General features: G+C 65.8%; 17 protein-coding genes and 4 pseudogenes. 6 read left to right on the forward strand and 15 right to left on the reverse strand.

Features of this window, described 5'->3' with window-relative positions:
• Window positions 1-204, reverse strand: a 204-nt coding sequence (locus BO39_RS26740; RefSeq protein WP_043839541.1) for a transposase, incomplete at its 3' end; no start/stop codon positions are given.
• 111 nt (window positions 205-315) lie between these two features.
• Here BO39_RS26740 and BO39_RS26745 point away from each other — a divergent pair.
• Window positions 316-705 carry an Hsp20 family protein gene (locus tag BO39_RS26745; RefSeq protein ID WP_052402854.1) on the forward strand — a complete coding sequence of 130 codons (390 nt, stop codon included), beginning with the start codon at window positions 316-318 and terminating at the stop codon, window positions 703-705.
• Between the two features lie 457 nt (window positions 706-1,162).
• Here BO39_RS26745 and BO39_RS26750 read toward each other — a convergent pair whose 3' ends face one another.
• Both BO39_RS26750 and BO39_RS26755 read right to left on the reverse strand, forming a co-directional pair.
• Window positions 1,163-1,540 (reverse strand): cupin domain-containing protein, encoded by a 378-nt coding sequence (locus BO39_RS26750; RefSeq protein WP_043839543.1) that lies wholly within the window; start codon window positions 1,538-1,540, stop codon window positions 1,163-1,165.
• A 144-nt stretch (window positions 1,541-1,684) separates the two neighbouring features.
• Window positions 1,685-2,656 (reverse strand): Bug family tripartite tricarboxylate transporter substrate binding protein, encoded by a 972-nt coding sequence (locus tag BO39_RS26755; protein ID WP_043839544.1) that lies wholly within the window; start codon window positions 2,654-2,656, stop codon window positions 1,685-1,687.
• Window positions 2,657-3,679: 1,023 nt separating this feature from the next.
• Between BO39_RS26755 and BO39_RS26760 the strand changes: the two genes are divergently transcribed.
• The 5 genes and pseudogenes from BO39_RS26760 (at window position 3,680) to tnpC (ending at window position 7,601) form a co-directional block, all read left to right on the forward strand.
• Complete coding sequence (locus BO39_RS26760; protein WP_245615429.1) at window positions 3,680-4,327, forward strand: ParA family protein; 648 nt, start codon at window positions 3,680-3,682, stop codon at window positions 4,325-4,327.
• Complete coding sequence (locus BO39_RS33210; RefSeq protein ID WP_156963968.1) at window positions 4,324-5,025, forward strand: hypothetical protein; 702 nt, start codon at window positions 4,324-4,326, stop codon at window positions 5,023-5,025. Before BO39_RS26760 ends, BO39_RS33210 begins: the two co-directional genes overlap by 4 nt.
• 163 nt (window positions 5,026-5,188) lie before the next feature.
• Window positions 5,189-5,626 (forward strand): annotated as a pseudogene (locus tag BO39_RS35460) (transposase); the annotation flags it as partial.
• Window positions 5,627-5,652: 26 nt separating this feature from the next.
• Window positions 5,653-6,009, forward strand: coding sequence for an IS66 family insertion sequence element accessory protein TnpB (tnpB, locus tag BO39_RS26765; RefSeq protein ID WP_043839546.1), 357 nt, complete (start codon window positions 5,653-5,655; stop codon window positions 6,007-6,009).
• Between the two features lie 11 nt (window positions 6,010-6,020).
• Window positions 6,021-7,601 (forward strand): annotated as a pseudogene (gene tnpC / locus BO39_RS26770) (IS66 family transposase).
• Window positions 7,602-8,153: 552 nt separating this feature from the next.
• Here the strand turns inward: tnpC and BO39_RS26775 are convergent.
• The 12 genes and pseudogenes from BO39_RS26775 to BO39_RS26810 all read right to left on the reverse strand — a co-directional run.
• Window positions 8,154-9,545, reverse strand: coding sequence for a hypothetical protein (locus BO39_RS26775; RefSeq protein ID WP_156963970.1), 1,392 nt, complete (start codon window positions 9,543-9,545; stop codon window positions 8,154-8,156).
• Window positions 9,546-9,705: 160 nt separating this feature from the next.
• A pseudogene (locus BO39_RS26780) lies at window positions 9,706-10,122 on the reverse strand (helix-hairpin-helix domain-containing protein); the annotation flags it as partial.
• A gap of 815 nt (window positions 10,123-10,937) precedes the next feature.
• On the reverse strand, window positions 10,938-11,111 hold the full coding sequence (locus tag BO39_RS31860; protein ID WP_211257579.1) for a hypothetical protein: 174 nt from the start codon (window positions 11,109-11,111) through the stop codon (window positions 10,938-10,940).
• Window positions 11,112-11,308: 197 nt separating this feature from the next.
• Window positions 11,309-12,100: pseudogene (locus tag BO39_RS26790) on the reverse strand (nucleotidyl transferase AbiEii/AbiGii toxin family protein); the annotation flags it as partial.
• Window positions 12,101-12,220: 120 nt separating this feature from the next.
• On the reverse strand, window positions 12,221-12,652 hold the full coding sequence (locus BO39_RS26795) for a DUF6088 family protein (protein ID WP_156963972.1): 432 nt from the start codon (window positions 12,650-12,652) through the stop codon (window positions 12,221-12,223).
• Window positions 12,653-13,124: 472 nt separating this feature from the next.
• The gene (locus BO39_RS33215) at window positions 13,125-13,262 is read right to left on the reverse strand and encodes a hypothetical protein (RefSeq protein WP_156963974.1); all 138 of its coding nucleotides are present in this window, start codon (window positions 13,260-13,262) and stop codon (window positions 13,125-13,127) included.
• A 262-nt stretch (window positions 13,263-13,524) separates the two neighbouring features.
• Window positions 13,525-13,668 carry a hypothetical protein gene (locus BO39_RS33220; protein WP_156963980.1) on the reverse strand — a complete coding sequence of 48 codons (144 nt, stop codon included), beginning with the start codon at window positions 13,666-13,668 and terminating at the stop codon, window positions 13,525-13,527.
• Window positions 13,665-13,790: a hypothetical protein gene (locus BO39_RS35055; protein ID WP_281175634.1), complete on the reverse strand. Its 126-nt coding sequence runs from the start codon at window positions 13,788-13,790 to the stop codon at window positions 13,665-13,667. Before BO39_RS35055 ends, BO39_RS33220 begins: the two co-directional genes overlap by 4 nt.
• A 171-nt stretch (window positions 13,791-13,961) precedes the next feature.
• Window positions 13,962-14,699 carry a hypothetical protein gene (locus tag BO39_RS26800; protein WP_043839554.1) on the reverse strand — a complete coding sequence of 246 codons (738 nt, stop codon included), beginning with the start codon at window positions 14,697-14,699 and terminating at the stop codon, window positions 13,962-13,964.
• A gap of 128 nt (window positions 14,700-14,827) precedes the next feature.
• Complete coding sequence (locus BO39_RS26805) at window positions 14,828-15,679, reverse strand: hypothetical protein (protein WP_043839556.1); 852 nt, start codon at window positions 15,677-15,679, stop codon at window positions 14,828-14,830.
• Entirely contained in the window at window positions 15,676-16,203 is a 528-nt protein-coding gene (locus tag BO39_RS33225; protein ID WP_156963981.1) for a hypothetical protein, read from the reverse strand. The genes BO39_RS26805 and BO39_RS33225 overlap by 4 nt, the downstream gene beginning before the upstream one ends.
• A 32-nt stretch (window positions 16,204-16,235) precedes the next feature.
• The coding region (locus BO39_RS26810; RefSeq protein WP_043834616.1) for a transposase at window positions 16,236-16,541 on the reverse strand (306 nt) is incomplete at its 5' end.

Consider the following 16,541-nt stretch of genomic DNA (forward strand, 5'->3'; position numbering starts at 1 on the left):
CAGCCGGGTGTCCAGCGTGCGGTCGCGAAAGCCGTTGCGGTAGTTCAGCCGCTCGCCGGTGCGCTCGTGCCGGGCGGCGCCGATCTGCCCCTCCACGTCCGCCTCCATCAGCATCTGCAGCACCGCCTCGGCAACGCTGCGTAGGAAGTCACCATCTCCTGCTTTCGCCAGCAGGTCAGCCAGTGGCAGTCTGTCCTCGGTCATCGGGTCCTCGGCCGGTCAGGGGTGGGAGCCTCGCAACTCCACCCTAGCCGTCAGGTCCGATGGCCACCCAAGCCCTACACCCCGGACCAAGCCGGATTTTCCACCACCTCCGTGGACGCTACCTCGTCGGAAACCGAGAGCAGCTGGCCTCCTTACAACATCGCGACGACCGGCGATGGCGAGTACCGCATCGAACTGGCGGTAGCCGGCTTCACCCCGGAGCAGCTGTCGATCACGGCTCAGCAGAACGTCCTCGTCATCGAGGGTAAGAGGGCCGCAGTCCAGGGGGCCGAGTATCTGCACCGCGGCATCAAGGGCGACGCCTTCGTGCAGCGCTTCAACCTGGCCGACTTCGTCAAGGTGCAGGGTGCCGACTACGCGCACGGCGTTCTGTCGATCAACTTGGCCCGGGAAGTGCCGGAGGAGGCAAAGCCGCGCCAGATTGCCATTGGCTCGGGTACGGCGTCCCGCCCCGAAATGATCGAACACAGAGCAGCATAAACATTCGGGCGCGCCGTTGCCGCCCCTCGAGCGGGCAACGGCGCGCCCCTCCCCATCTCTCGACCTGATGCCACGGCTCTAAATGCGGCCGTTCCTACATGACCAACACAGACAGCCGATCCTCTGCTCAACTGATTTCCAGAAAAGAATGGCTCTGCGAGCTGATCCGGGCAGCCAGCCGCAAGCCTTCCGCCTCCTTCAACGGCGGGGATGCTCCGCCTCAGCCCGACGGCCCCCTGCCCCGTGCTGTGCGACGGGCCAGGGCCTCGCTTTCTCCAAGGCGGAGCTGCGGCCATGTTGGCCGCCGCGGAGTAGCCCTAGGCTTCTCTTTGCTGCGCCGGGATCTAGGGCGGGCTCCTCTTCTGGATCGGGTCGTCAGAACTCAAGCCGGGCTTACTAGTGCACGGCGGCTCGCTGCGCCACCGCCGCGCCCGGTGCGATCCACCTTGCGTCGGGGTCACGCGTCGGCCGTTCCAAATCCCTCGCCTGGCACCCGGTACTCGGGGCGCGGCGGACTGAAGATGTCCAGCACGCGCGCGCCTTCGGGGCCGGCGCGCATGGTATGCGGCACGCCGCCGGGCGTCCGCCAGAAGTCGCCCTTACGCACGGCAATCTCCTCGCCTCCCTGCACGCGAACCGCCGTCCCCTCGAGCAGGACTCCCCACTGCTCCTCAGGGTGGGCGTGAACCGTCCCACTCGCGTTCGGTGCGATGCTGACAATGGAGAGCATCGCCCCCTCACCCGGAAAGATTTGGGTGCTCAGACCCGGCGCCAGCTCGCGCGAGATCCCACCAACGGGCGCATCCAAGTTGTGGAACTCTTCTTTCTGGCTCACGGCCTTTCTCCCCTTCGTGGTTCCGCTTGCGCGGCGTGGCGCGCCTTGCCGCCCACAGCCTTCAACATGCCCTCGACGACGGTATAGTGGTCGAGACCCGCAGAGCGCGGCCGTCGCCAGCTTGCTCATCCGCCGGGCTCCTCCTCAATCTGGCTTCACACGACTGGCGCGCGCCACCTCGCCCCAGGTCGAGATCTGCCGCTCCACAAATCGCGCGAGCGCCGGTCCGTCCTCCAGCACCAACTCCGCCTGGTTCGTCTCGGTGAACTGCTTCGCGATCCGCGGTTCACGGTAGCTCTCGATCAGCGCCGCTTGGAACCTCGCCAGCACTGACTCCGGCACCCCCGCCGGCCCGAAAACACCCCACCAAGCCTCAGCCGTCAGCCCCTGGAACCCCGCCTCCTCTGCCGTGGGCGTCTCCGGCAGCGCGGACAGGCGCTTCGCGCCGAGTTGCAGCAGCGGCCGCAGCGTCCCCGAGGAGACCTGTGGCGCCAACAGAGCCGCGCTGCCAATCATCATGTCCACATGCCCCGCCACCGCGTCATTCACCGCCAGGCCGCCGCTGCGGTAGGGCAGGTGCGTCATCTGCACGCCCTTCCGCTCGAGCATCATCAGCATGACGAGGTGGCCGATCGTCCCGTTTCCGGTGGAGCCGAAGGACAGGTTGCCCCTCTTCGCCACCTCGAAGGCATCCTCCATCCGGCGGTACGGCTTGTCCGGCTTGCAGGCAATGACATACGGCGCGCGCCCAATCTGGGTCACTGGCGCGAAGTCCTTCCTGATGTCGAAAGGGAGGCTCGGCACCAGCACCGGCATCACAGCATGGCTGTCGAAGGTCAGCAGCCATGTGTAGCCATCCGGCTTCGCCTTCGCGACGACATCCGAGCCGATGCTCCCGGCCGCGCCGCTGCGGTTCTCGACGATGATCGGAACCCCCAGCCGCTGCTGCAGCCCGGGCGCCGCCAGCCGCGCCGCCGCATCGGTGGAGCCACCGGGCGCGAAGGGCACCACGAGCCGGATGGTCTCGCTCGGCCAAGCGCCGGTTTCGGCTCGAAGTCGCGTCAGCGGGGCCACGGCCGCGCCGGCCAACACGGCCCGCCTCGTCCAGGACGTCATGCATACCTCCCTGTTTCGCGGCGCCGTGGGCCGGCGCTCGCAATCGCCCGACGCTGTCAGATGCCGGCCAACAATTCCAACTTCTTCCTTGTCCGCCTCAGGAACGCCCGCATCCTGCAGCGGCGGCTCCCGCCCCGCCACGGCGCCCTCGGTGCGGATCACCGTCAAGCGACGATCAGGTTGCGCCCGCCTACCGCCGGCAGTGCAGCGCCTCGGCCAGGACGCGCATGGCCGTGGCAACGCCCCCCCCACTCCGTGGGCACGGTAAAAGGGGGATTATCGTGCGTAAGGGGGCGGCGGAATAGTAAGGTTCAGCCACCCCTCTCGCCGAACACCGCCAGTCCGGCAGCCAGCAATCGGGCGCCGGGTGGAGCCCGCCGCAGAGCAGCATACGTCAGTCGAACCAGCGACTGGCATGGTGCTCGACGTTGCGGTGGCCACCGCCGCGCAGCGCGACACCAAGGATTTTGAGGCGCGACTCTGCTGCACAAGGGCCACCCAGCCATTTTGCACGCCCGCCGCAGATATGTCCGCTGGGGAACACCCGAGCGAGCACCCTAACGCCGCTGTGGCCTGGTTGAAGGCCTCCACGGCGAGGCGAAGACCTGGAATAGCCTCACCCGGGCCGTTTGGCGGTGCCTCGCCAGCATGCAAATCCAGGCATTCCTCGCTGCCAATGCTATTAACGTAAATCGGGTAGCGGGTATCGTTTCGATGGTGCTCCTTGCCGCGCTCGGCCCCGGTACCGCACACGGCGCTAGCCGGCGTCGACAGGTCGCACCTGCCAGCTGCTTCATGGCCGGCTACCACCCAGCCCTTAACTGCGCTTCTTCAATTGGGCTAGGGCCTGATGTTGCCTCGCCAATCTTACCCCTTGCGTGAACGCTGACAGGTCTCGTTAAGCCGGAAATGGCCAACAAATTGCCAGAGATGGGCGGTGCCCCTGCCGCAAGAACAGACTACGAACCTTTGACGTGTCAAAGCACCATGTCGCATGGTTTGTCTGCGAGGGGGATTTGCAGCATGTACGTGGTGGTGATGGCTAGTCCAAAAGGGGGGGTTGGCAAATCCGCGCTTGGGCGCAACCTCTTGGTGTTAGCCGTTCAGGCCGGGCATCAGGTCGTCGCGGTTGATCTGGATCCGCAGGCAACCACAAAAACTTGGGTGGGCCGTAGGGACAAGGTGCGGGTCTCCGCGCCCCAGATATTGCCAATTCCCGTAGTCACGGGCGACCTGTCTAACTGGCGCGCTGCGCTAAGGAAAGCCGAGGCGACCGGCGCCGACTTCGCCGTCATTGACACGCCGCCGAGCATTGAGGCTGACCTGCCGGCGGTTCTTGGCTTGGTAAAGCACGCGCACCTGGTGTTGGTACCGACCCAACCGAGCCAGGACGATCTGGACTCGGTCGGCCCCTGGATGCGGCAGCTCCGAGCCGAGAAGGTCAAAGGCGTCTTTGTGCTGAACAGGGCAAACCGGCGCACCAAAAGCTTCGGGGTAATGAGAGCCAAGCTGCTGAACATGGGGCCCCTCTGCCCAGTCGAGGTGCCGCAACTGGAGGAAATAATGCTGGCCGCTGGAAATGGCCTCGGGGTGATGGACATGACAAAGGCCAATTCGGCCGACACCTTCTCAGCGCTCTGGGGCTATGTCATGCAGGAGATGCCGCTGTGAAGGGCGGGCTTTCACGGAAGGCTCTGCTAGCAGGTCTCAGCGACGGCGAGGGAGAGGTAGCTGACACTCGCCCCGTGGAAATGGAGCGGCTCTCCGCGGTGCCGGAGGATGTACTTGAGGCCGTGCGCGAGGTTTTCGTCTCGGCTGGGCTGAACGACACAGATGAGGCCGTTGCAGCCGTGCTGGTTGCGCGCCGCGAGGTGACGGCCTCCTGGGAGGCAGCAACCCGCAACTTCCTATCGATTGGGCGGACCCTCAACCGCCTGGAGGCCCAAATTCGTGGCGGGAACGCACAGCGCGCACTACGCGCTGGGTGCGCGCGAATCTTTCCCTTTGGTGATGCGGTGGCTTCCCAGCTTCGTGCCGTAGCGCGTGCCGTAGACGGCGGAGTCATCAAAGAAAATGAGTGTCCGGGTTCCTATGCCGCGGCCTACCAGCTAACCCTCCTAGACGCAGAAGAGCTTTCGGCGGCACGACAGAAGGGACTGGTGGGGCCTGGTGTCACACGCCCGGCGCTACTCGCATTCAGGAGGGCGATAACAGCCGCGGCGCGCCCGGGTGCACAGATTGATTTATCAGCGCTCCGCTCGGAGCTACGCCGCGTCCAGGTGCGGCTTGAAGCCCTCGACGTGGAAAGGGGGAACCTTCGCCGGCGGCGCGAGGAGATCGAAGCTCTTCTGTCAGGAGACGGCGAATAGCTTGCTGGCCGACGCTCTGGAGGAGGGCATCTCACGATCGTCCATGGAGCGCGCATCCGACTATTTCAGCCGACCCGCTCCGACATCCTCATCCTTCTCTTCCGCACACGTCCGCACGCGTGTAAGCGAGGCGTGACGACCCTTCTTCCGGCGCGGGTGACGGATGTGCTGGGTCGGCTCGGAGCGGAGGGCTTCGAGCTATCGATATGGAAACGTTACTGACGACGCGAAGGGTGGCGGTTTTCGCCGGATCGAGGTTCTGACGGGTCCTGGCCGTCGGCGAAGATGGTTTGAGGACAGCAAGGCCCGGGTCGTTGCGGAGACGTTGGCGCCGGGTGCAGTGGTGGCGGAGGTGGCCCGTCGTTGGCAGGTCTGCCCGCAGCAGGTGTTCGGTTGGCGGCCCGGGAGGCGACTTGGCGGATCTGCTGAGTTGGCGCCGCGGGGCTTCGTGGAGATCGTGCCGGAGACGCCGCTGACCACTGAGGGGCAATCAGGCCCGGTCTCGATGGCACCGCCTCCTGTCGTGCCAGTGGAGGTTAGGCTGGCCGGTGCCGTGCTGCGGGTCGGACCTGACACGGACGCTGCCTTGCTGACGATGGTGCTGCGTGCGCTCCGGGCCTCGGTGGCATGTTCGCGCTGCCATCCGGGGCGCGGGTGCTGCTGGCGACCCGGCCCGTGGACTTCCGCAAGGGGGCGCATGGCCTGGCGGCACTGGCCGCGGAGATGCTGGGGCAGGACCCGTTCTCGGGCGCCGTGCTGGTGTTCCGGTCGCGCCGGGCGGACCGGATCAAGATCCTGGTCTGGGACACGTCGGGTCTCGTCTTGGTGTGGAAGCAGCTCGAGGGCGGGGCGTTCCGCTGGCCTCCGGTGGTGGACGGGGTCATGCGGCTGACGCCGGTGGAGTTCGCGGCCCTGTTCAACGGGAACGACTGGACGCGGATGGGGGACGCGAAACGGATTCCCCGGCTAACTACGGCCGCCTAGACTCCTCGCCGATGAGCACCGTCGGGGTTGACCTGCAGAGCCTGCCGGATGATCCCGAGGCGTTGCGCGCTCTGCTGGTGGCGACGATGGCCAGGTGCGGGGAGCTGACCGAGGAGCGCGACGCGCTCGCAGTGCGGAACGAGCGGCTGCGGCACCTGCTCGGCAAGCTGCAGCGGATGAGGTTCGAGCGCCGTTCGGAGCGCCTGCCCGAGGACCAGCTGCAGTTCGCGTTCGAGGAGGTCGAGGCAAGCCTGGCCGGCAACGAGGCAGAGGCGGAGAAGGGCTCGCCCGAACTGCGCAAGACGAACACCGCCAGGCGCCGGCAGGCCGCGGCCGCCTGCCGGCGCACCTGCCGCGCATCGAGCGGGTGCTCATGCCCGAGAGCACCGCCTGCCCGTGCTGCCAGGGACCGCTGGTGGAGATCGGGGCCGACACCTCGGAGCAGTTGGAGGTGATCCCGGCGAGGTCCCAGGTCCTAGTGACCAAGCGCCCCAAGCTGGCCTGCCGGGCCTGCAAGGGCGTGGTGGTGCAGGCGCCCGCGCCGGCGCGCCTGATCGAGGGCGGCATGCCGACCGAGGCGACCGTCACCCATGTCCTGGTGTCGCGCTACGCCGACCACCTCCCGCTGTACCGCCAGGCCCAGATCCTGGCGCGCCAGGGCCTCACCATCGGCCGCGAGGTGCTGGCCTCCTGGGTGGGCACAGCGGCGGCCGAGGTCGCCGGTGGTGGCGCGGGTGCGCGAGCTCCTGCTGTCCTCGGCAAGGCTGTTCGCGGACGAGACCACCATGCCGGTGCTGGATCCGGGCCGGGGAAAGACCAAGACGGGCTATGCCTGGGCGATCGCGCGGGATCACCGGGCGTGGGGCGGGACAGACCCGCTGGCGGTGGTGTTCCGCTACGCCCCCGGCCGCGGCGCAGAGCATGCCCGGGCGCTGCTGGCTGGTTACAGGGGCATCCTGCAGTGCGACGGCTACGCCGCCTACAAGGGCTTGGCCGCGCCAGATGCGGACGGCCCGGGCGCCACCTTGGTGTTCTGCTGGAGCCATGTGCGTCGCGAGTTCTACGAGTTGGCCCAGAAGAAGACGGCGCCGATCGCGGCCGAGGCTCTGGAGCGCATCGCCGCCCTCTACGCCGTCGAGGCCGAAATCCGCGGCAAGCCACCGGAGGAGCGACGAACCACGCGGCAGGCCAGGAGCCGGCTGCTGGTCGAGGACCTGTTCGCCTGGCTGGAGCAGCAGCTGGCGCGCCTGCCCGGTGGCAGCCCCACGGCAGGGGCGATCCGCTACGCCCTGAACCACCGCGAGGGGCTCCAGCGGTTCCTCGAGGACGGCCGGATCGAAGCGGACACCAACACCGTCGAGCGCGCCATCCGGCCCCTCTGCCTCAGCCGTAAGAACGCCCTGTTTGCCAGCGGCGATGACGGAGGCCGCCGCTGGGCCGACATCGCCTCCCTGGTCGAGACGTGCAAGTTGAACGGCGTCGACCCGCAGCGCTACTTCACCGAGCTGCTGACCCGCTTTGTCCAGGGCTGGCCCAACAGCCGCATCGACGGGCTCATGCCCTGGTGCTGGGCCGACCCGAAAACGCCCTGAGCGTCAGCCAATCACGGCGAGGGCCTATAGCCCTCGCTTACGATAAATGCGCCCGATTGGCCGGGTAGGCCGCCAGCGTGGCCGGGGCGAGCACCTGTCGGGCTCAGGCGATAGCGCGGGCGGTGCCGGGAGCGGGGAGGGGGCCACTCCATGCAGGAAATGCTGCCGCAGGATCTAAGCAAGCGGAAACGGTGCCGCACCACCTGGAAATGCTGCCGCAACTCCCGGAATGGCTGCCGCAACGACGGGAAACGCTGCCGCAAAGTCGGGCCACAAGGTACTGAAAACCTGGACAAATTCAACCATAGACACTTAAAGACTGAATCTGACTCTTAGAGTCCTCAGGTTCCGCTTTTGACCCGCTGGCGTTGACACCATCGCCCCTGGGGGCGCATGAAAATAGGTACTTGGAACGATGTGAGAGGCCAACCGCAGGGTGAACTTGCGGCACCAATTCCCGGTCGTGCGGCACCGTTTCCATCTAAGGTATTTTGTTCAGGAAACGCTGCCGCAGCAACAACTGAAATCCAGTCCTGCCTGGCCTTGGAGGCACTAGCGAAGCGAGGGAGAGCGGAGTTTCTGCGGCAGCGTTTCCGCTGCCTCAACTTCCATAGCCGCCAGGAGAGCTGAATTATCCCCATTACCCACGTTATCCACAGACTGGCTCGCTCCGAGATTGGCTTGTGTCGCTCGGGCAGCCAGATCGATCGCACGCGGAAGAGCATGGACGTAGTGATAACGCTGTAGCTTCACCCTTCCTCGTCCGATGACCTCGATGCGCCAGGAGACGAAGCCCCCAGCCGCGGTGATGTCGTCGAAGGCACGACGGCAGCCTTCACGGAAATTGGACCGCTCTCGAGGAGTCATAGCCATCGGATCGCGGCCAATGAGTTCGCCGAGAACGGTCTCATCGACCCAAGTGTGCTCAGGCTGACCGTCAATGTACGGCCAAAAAGACTTCGCGTAATCGCTCTGAAGGCTGAAATAGACGACGCTGTTAAGGCTGACCAAGCGCTTCTGCTCGAAAGCCCATCGAAGCCATTCGCCGTATCTGATAGTGATCTTCGAATCCAGGCGCGCGCCGTCCCAGTTGATACGGCCTAAAAAGTTATCGCTGAAACCTGCGCCCCGCAGTTTGTTGGTGGTCACGTACTGCTGATAGTCAGAGTACGAGCCGGTGAAGACGCGCAAATTGACGGATCGAAGCTCCTCGAAGTTCTTCAAAACCGTAAGCATGTTGTTGGCATGCTCAGACAGGTTCATCAGCTGGAGAACCTGACGCCAAGTTCCATGGGCCTCAATGATGGTATCGACCTGAGGAATACCGGGAAGGTTCGGCATGTCATCGGCTTCTCGCGCCAACTTGATCTTGCGGGAGGGAAGACGGAAGATTGCGTACAGCGCGTCACGATGTTGACTCCCCAGTTCTCGTCCGGTGACCTCGATCACAGACCGGGCAGTGACGACGTAGACGCGCCTAAAGTTGGCATCCTCGATCAGTCCGAATTGGCGAGGGGCGAAGGCGCTGGTCCGGGTCAACTCGGCAGGAATGACAACGGGTTGCTTGCGGCCTCGGCGGTTGTTCTGGGAGCGCAAGAGGCGTTCGAGCCGCTTGCGCTCCACAGGCGTGATACCTGGTTTGTTCAGTGCTCGCTGGAGCTCGGTCACATCCATTGCGGCTCCCCCGACAGTGCTGAACGAGAGAAGTCCCGGAATCGCTGCCGCAGCAAGCCTAAATAGGCGTTCGTGCGGCAGCGATTCCGGTCTTTCTTCTGGGTCGGCCAAAAAACTCAACAGACACTTGGGGCAGGAGAGATGCGGCAGGGGCATTTCGGCGGAAATGCTGCCGTAGCGCGAGCAGGCCTTTGATATCCATTGGTGATCTTGAGCGAAGCCGTCCCATTTAGGCGGAATTGGTGCCGCAACAACGGTCTGGGTGGACATTTCTCGGGGTGCCGGGCCCCGGCCAGCGGCCCCCGAATCGGCGCAGAACAACTTCTTCCACACATGGTGCGGCACCAATTCCTGCTCACGAGGGATCGACGGGGTACGGGATGACGACCGGGGAATCCGTGCCGCAGCAACGCGTAAGATGAGACTACACTCGCTTGGGGCCGATGCCGGTGACCTCGCGCAGCCGCCCGGGCTCCGCCTCGATGAGGTTGAAGACCCTCTCCGCGGAGGCGCGGACGAGCTTCTTTGCGTACACGGGGCCGATGCCGCGGATCATGCCCGAGCCGAGATAGCGCTCAATGCCCGCGAGCGTCGTGGGCGGGCTCGCCTTGAGGAAGCCGGCGCGGAACTGCAGGCCATGGGTGCGGTCGTTGGTCCAGGTGCCCGAGAGCTGGACCCACTAGCTGGCGGCGTGCCCCACCACCGTGACTAGGTCCTTATGCCCGCGGGCCTTGACCCGCAGCACGCAGAAGCCGTTCTCGGCATTGTGGTAGGTGACCCGCTCCACCAGCCCAGCCAGAACCTCAGTGGGCGTGGTGGAGGCGCTTTGGACGGCCGACTGGCTCATGGCCTACCCGGCCGCCGGGGAGGGCAGAGGCCCCGGTGCGGATGCTGGCGACACGCCCGACGAGGACCTCAGGTAACTCATCCGACCTATGTGGATTGCAGCAACCCCTTGATCGAGGGGCGGAAGGTCAGCGTCGGGGCAAAGGGCATGGCTCGCCGCCCGGAGGATAAGCGCCAACGGGTGTGCTCGCCTTCCACTTGCGGCTGGACCTTTACGTTTGATGGCGCTGCTCCAGCAGGCGGAGGGCCCCACAGGAGCTGTAGTGTTCGGCAGCATTCGGTGGAACAGGTAATGGGACAGCCACGCGAGGCCTACGCGCGCCTCGCTAGAGGCCGTGTTGCCGCCCTTGATCAGGTCCCTCGCCTGATGTCGCTGCCCTGACTTCGCTCTACTCATTTTGGGATGAAATGGAGCACGCTTTGCGCCAGGTAACGATTTTCACGGGGCATGCGACTAACTCTCGGCACCGAGATGAGCATACCGTCACCCCGCCGACGATCAGCTAAGCGGTACGCCGATGAATCGACACAGTCCACGAACACAGGCCGTCCTGTTGGTGGCACCGGCAGCGGCACTGTTCCTGCTGTGCTTCGCCATTCCCTTCGCCACCATGATGACCATGAGCGTGCTGACGGCAAACCCGCTGGTCCGCCCAGACGCCCAGTTCACCGGCATGCATTACGAACGCCTCTCGGGCGACATCTACCATCTTTCCGTCCTCTGGCAGACGTTGCGCTTGGGACTCTGGACCACGCTGCTCTCTCTCTGTCGCCCACATGCACGCAGCGCTCGGGCGTGCCAACAAGCGCGATAGACTAGCGCAGATTCTCCAGCCAGCGGTAGCTCTCCTTCGTCTCGATCGGCGTGCGCGTGGGGCTGATGTGCTGCTTGAGCGCGAGCGATCCTTTGAATTTCGTTCGTGTCCAGAACTTCACCGCTGTCAGCCCGATGGATATTCCGGTGAGGGTGACGGCCATGCTCGAATGCATCAGCATCCCGCACAACGGCTGCACGCTGCGCCGCTGTGGCGGCGTGGATTAAGCGCTGGGAGCCTACCCGTAGGTGGCTCGCGCCGCTCGACCTTGTTCCACACAGCGGCCCGGACGCCCCTCGCGAGGCCGTACCACGCTGCCCCCTGCGGCACGATGCAGCCGCTGGCGAGCGACAACGACAACGCCAGGGAACTTTAGGGAGCCTCCCAGAGAGCCCTGCCGAGCTCCGCCACGGACCGGAACGCCTCGGCGAAGGCGGTCCGCTCGACGTAGACCATGCGTCCGAGGAATAGGGCATAGGAGGCGTGGCACTCCCCATCCCGTTCAAGGTGCTCGAGCGCCCGCATCGTCCAGCCTCGCGGATCACTCCGATAGCCGGGAAACCAGCTTGCGAACTGCTCCGCGTCCGAGTTGGCGATCCCGCGGGCAAGCCTGAGAACGGTCGCGCGGTCGACGTGCGGCAGCAGCCAGTGCAGGTCGTAGACGTGGCGGACAAGGAATGGGTCGTGGGCGTCGGGCTTGGTCCCCTCGAGGTCACCGGCGGTCCGGCGCGTCAGGGACACCAACTTCTCCGCCGCCGTCTCCTCGATAGACACGCACTCGAGTTCGGTGATCTCGGGGTCCTGCCGGGTCGCTTGGTTGACGAAGGACCGCATACTCCGCCTGACCGTCGGCAGCTTAGGTGGCGAGTAGGTCAGCTCGACGAGCAGGTGCGGTCGCAGCGGGCCGTCGACCTCATCCGGGGCGCGGTACCAGACCTCGAACGAAACGTTCTGGTTGTCGTTCTTCGCGGCCACCGTCGCCTCCCGGAACCCGGCCCTCAGGATGGCAGCGTGGACCGCCACCTTGATCTTGCTCAGCGCGGTCCGGAGGGCGTTCTTCGAGGCCGGGATCGGGTCGACCACGACCTTGAGATCAATGTCCTCAGACATGCGGCTGACGAGCCCGTGCGCCCGCGCGAGGCACGTTCCGCCCGCAAAACTAAGCGAGCGCCGGGAGGCATGGGCGCGGCCACGATTGCCGAGAGAATCTCGACAACCCGGAAGTCCTTCTCGACGACTTGCGACGAGGGAAGTTCCAGAGCGTCGATGACGTTATCGAGGAGCTCAGCCGTGAGCTCTCTCAAACTGCGCCTCCAAGTTTTTGTACTTGAGCTTCCGGGCGAAGCGACCGCGCACGGCATAGGCGGCATTGGCCTGGATCTGAGTGGTTCGGCCCGCGTTGTAGTCCCGAACGACCTGTGTCTCGCCCCAAGGAACCCGGAGCTTCCTGAGGGTCTGCCGGACGGCGCCGTCGAAGCCCCCCTTGGCCGCGAGCGCGGGCTGCCCCGTGAGGGGATTCGTCCGGAGCTTCGCGTAGACCCCGTAGCCGAGGCGCGTGACCGCTTTTTCGTCGACGAGCTTCCGGAGCACGCGCTTGACTTGGTCGTAGTCGCCGAGGTCTCCAAAGTCGCGCGGGACGAAGACGTCGGACTTCGACCGCTGGATGCGGGTCGAGACGCGAGCCATCAACGTCTTTGGCTTCCTCGCAGTCGTCAAGGCTACCTCCTTGCGACCACGCTTATAGCAAACAAGGAACGCCCTCGAGGACAAAAACAGGACACTCTAGGAACGCAAACATAGGACATCGTACGACCGTTTCCAGCCGTACGAGAGGGACCGGGACGAACTCGTGGAGTTCGGACCCGGGAGACGTCCTCAAGGACGTCCCCCGGGTCCGAGGACGGGGCTAAATCCAGACAGACGACGTCACTTAGAACGCGACCGCCCGGCGTACGGCGGCCTTGGCGAGTCGGTCGGCGAGGATGCTCCGCTGGCTCACAAGCGCGGCCGCGCCCCCACCCGAGCAGGGTGAGCAGGACGATGGAGGTTGGGCAGGCTTTATGGACGGCCTCCGGGCGGCTCGCCGCTTCTCATGACAGGAACGTGACATCCGTTGGCTCGAGGCAACGACTCCGTCCTCCCACCATGCAATTGGAGCGCGGCCATCATTGTCTCGTCGGCTCCCAAGTCAACTCTCGCAGGGCACCAGCCAGTGGTCATGGCCATTCGTGTAGTGACGAAAGGGCGCCAAGTAGGTCGTCCGCTCCGGTCCGGGCAGCCGGTTTAGCTGCTCCTGAACAGCATGGGCGAAGGCTTCCTCGTTCACCCACACCCCCATGATGTATGGGGCCGAAGACCTGCACCTCGGCATCAGGGTACGTCGCCAGGAAGCTGGGGATGCCAGTCTCCTCGCGATACGACGTCTCTTGGAGCCTCCAGGGACGGTGCTCGTTGGAGAACATCTGGCTGAAGCCCCAGAGGCCGTCCAGGCGACCCCTGTAGTCCCGCATGTCGTTCGTCGCCGCGTTCCGACGGCAGAAGCGGCACCTGCGCGTCCAGAGGACGATGGAATCCAGCAGGAGGACCACCTAGTGGGGCCGCCCGCAGTCCCTGTCTTTCACCCAGAACATCTCGGCATTGATGGCAGAGATTGACGCCGAAATGGCGTCGTCCCGCTCGTCGAGCCGACTTCGGCTGCTCACGTAGGCGTTGATGTCGTCGCGCTCGATCAACTGCGTCGTGGGAGGAGGCCGTGCTCCACGATGCTCGGCAGGTTCTGAGCCTGCGTGAAGTGCATGAGGCAGCCGATGCCGCGCCACTCGACCTCGTCCCTGATGAGGTTCCTGCGGCGCACGTCGCGTCCCACCTCAGTCAAGCATGAAGGCGATGCCGAGCGTCGCCATCCGTTGGGCCTGCGCCTCGGGAGGGGGCGCCCCCACTTGTAACGCACCCACGCTTTGCCTTGGGCGATGCAGTCCACCTCAGGCTCATGCAGGGCAGAAGTAATGGCGGGAGCGGGATGGCTCTAGCGGCTATCGAAGAACGATGCTGGATCAACCTCCCACTCCAGAAGCTGGCCGCGCCGTAAACTCCCAGCGCCGCGCAGAACCTCCAAGTTTGCGAGCCCGACCCGGGTAGGGCGGAGCCTCACCACAACGCCAGCTTCCGCTTCCCCCGCGCTGGTGGCTACGCCGATTTTGAAGATCTTGAGCGGCAGGTAGCGCGCTGCCCCTAGAAGCAGCACCCCCGCCAGGACCGCACCGGCTGCCCATCCCAGCGCCCGCCGCACACCCTGCGCGCGGGACGCGATGAAGGCACACATCGCGGCCACCACCACGGCCCCCACCATGGTCCACACAGGCCCGGCCGGCAGGCTGGCAAGCGAGGGCACCACCGACGCCAAGTGCAGCGGGCTCCATCCATGGTGGAAGGCGGCCACCGCCACTGGCAGCACCGCTCCGGCCGGTGCCAAGCCCCACGCAATCCAGGGCCTCACGCGGTCCAGGCGGTTCTCGCGTTCTAGTGCGGCGCGGTTCGCCTCGTTGTGCGCGCGCCGAGCCGCCTGCTCTCGCTCGATCTCCTCCTCTTCCTCCTGCGGTGGCGCGGCGGGGGTGGGGGGCCGGATCCGGGAGGCGTCAGCTGCCCTGACGATCGATGCGCGGATGTCAGCCCGGTGTTCAGGCGTCAGAGCCGCTCGGACCTCCTCGTGGTCCAAAGCCTCCAGCCTCCTCGCCACCGGCGCGGCAAGGATGCGGTCGCGCACCCGGGCGCTCTCGGCCGTCCAGACATCCCGGGCGTACTGGCGGGCCTCAGAGATGGCCGCATCATCGAAGGCCGGCGGCCGAGCCGGGGAGGGGCTCTTGCCTATCCCACTCCCTATCCTACTGGCTTTCACCCTTGCGCGCGAACGAGGCCGGCGGAGATGAGGATGCGCCGGATCCGCGGGCGCCACTCCGCCAGCCATTCGCCCACGTCCGCCACCGACCGAGCCGCCGCGCCAAGCCGGTAGCCATGCGGCTGGAGATCCTGCGGGCGAAGCGTGGCCAGCTCGTTCAGGGGCTTGCCCATGCCGAACATGACCGGCCAGGCCGGGGCAGCGCAGCGCGGCAGAATGATCCGCTCCACCTCGCCGGCACGGTCGCCGGCAGCCGCGCACAGGTTGTCCAGAGCCGAATGCGTGGCCGGCAGCGTGCCCTGATGCTCATTGACCACCAAGAAGAGCCGGGCGTTCGGCATCTCCTCCGCCGCCCGCCGCAAAGCCTCACGGGCAAGCCGCATGGCCTCGACCTCGTAGGTGGTGACGATCAGGACGCCCGTCCCGGTGCCATCGCCTAGTATCAGCCGGCCCGATCCGCTGTCCCACCAGTTCCAGAACAGCTTGGAGGCATTGGCACCCATATCGAGCAGCCGCACCGCCTCCATGAACTCCTCCATGATGGCGTCCCAGTACTCAGCCACCAAGTCTGGGTTCCGCCGGATGTCGCGCAGGCTGTCCTCCGACAGGGCGTGGAAGATCACCCGATCCTTGCCCAGGACGCGCTGCAGCCGCGGGTCGCTCTCGGCCTCGATAACCAGGTGGTCCACCCCGGCCGACGTTAGTTCCAGGCTCAGCCCGTGGATGATGATGGTCTTCCCGATGCCGCCCTTGTCGTTGATCACGATGAATCGCTGGATGGCGAGCGCGGCCGAAGGCGCGCCCTTTCCAGTAACTTTCGTCTTCTCAGCCATGCCTGGCTGGCTCATTTCGGTTGTTCCTTGTTGGTAAGGTCGAAGGGGTTCCATTCCCGATCACTGGCTGCACGTTCCCGGCGCTGGCTGGCTTCGGCCTGGCGGCGGTCCAGCTCGGCATAGGGGTCCGCATTCCTGGCGCTCTCAGGGACGGGGAGGACGGACGGCAAAGACGCGACGTTTGCGTTTGTCTCCACCACCGATATGGGCTCTGCGGGCGGAACGGCGCGGCGGGAGCGAGGGGTGGCCGCCTCTCCAGCCTGCGACTCTGGCCGCCGCTTCCGACGCTCTCCCCGGGCATACCTCTCCGCATGGTAGAGGGCTCTCACCTCGTCGGAAGTTAGCGGCTCACCGTCTGCAGCCTTGATCCCGTCGATAGCCATCAGAGCGGCGATCTGCTGCCAGGCGACCCCGCGCTTCCGGGCCGCCGTCAGGTCCTCAAACGTAGCCTGGATGCGGACACGGGCAGCGGACGGTTCCTGCCGCTTGCCTGCTGGCTCCACCTCCGCCAGCCTTGCCCGAAACGCATCCTCCGCCATCGGTCTGCACCAAGGTCCCACACTAAGAACACCTAACAGAACCGCTTGATTTGGCCGAGGCAGACCAGGGCGCAGGCGAGCGTCGTGAACGCCAGGTGGATGTCGGCGCGGCGCTCATAGCGGATGGTCAGGCGGCGGTAGCGGGCGAGCCAGGCGAAGGTGCGCTCGACAACCCAGCGGTGTCGTCCGAGGTGGGTGCTGCTCTCGATGCCTCGCCTTGCGATGCGCGGGGTGATGCCGCGGGCACGGCACTCACGACGGCAGCGGCGATGGTCGTAGGCCTTGTCGGCGTGAAGCTTGCCCGGCCTGCGCCGGGGACGGCCCCGGTGCCCGGTCCG

This window comes from Roseomonas aerilata DSM 19363 (genome assembly GCF_000711725.1).
Lineage (GTDB): Bacteria > Pseudomonadota > Alphaproteobacteria > Acetobacterales > Acetobacteraceae > Roseomonas > Roseomonas aerilata.

Excerpts from the sequence above, each read along its gene's own strand:
- BO39_RS33225 (WP_156963981.1), bottom strand. The coding sequence starts at position 16,203 with ATGGCGGAGGATGCGTTTCGGGCAAGGCTGGCGGAGGTGGAGCCAGCA.
- BO39_RS26805 (WP_043839556.1), bottom strand. The coding sequence starts at position 15,679 with ATGAGCCAGCCAGGCATGGCTGAGAAGACGAAAGTTACTGGAAAGGGC.
- tnpB (WP_043839546.1), top strand. The coding sequence starts at position 5,653 with ATGTTCGCGCTGCCATCCGGGGCGCGGGTGCTGCTGGCGACCCGGCCC.
- BO39_RS31860 (WP_211257579.1), bottom strand. The coding sequence starts at position 11,111 with ATGCATTCGAGCATGGCCGTCACCCTCACCGGAATATCCATCGGGCTG.
- BO39_RS26775 (WP_156963970.1), bottom strand. The coding sequence starts at position 9,545 with ATGTCCACCCAGACCGTTGTTGCGGCACCAATTCCGCCTAAATGGGAC.
- BO39_RS26760 (WP_245615429.1), top strand. The coding sequence starts at position 3,680 with ATGTACGTGGTGGTGATGGCTAGTCCAAAAGGGGGGGTTGGCAAATCC.
- BO39_RS26755 (WP_043839544.1), bottom strand. The coding sequence starts at position 2,656 with ATGACGTCCTGGACGAGGCGGGCCGTGTTGGCCGGCGCGGCCGTGGCC.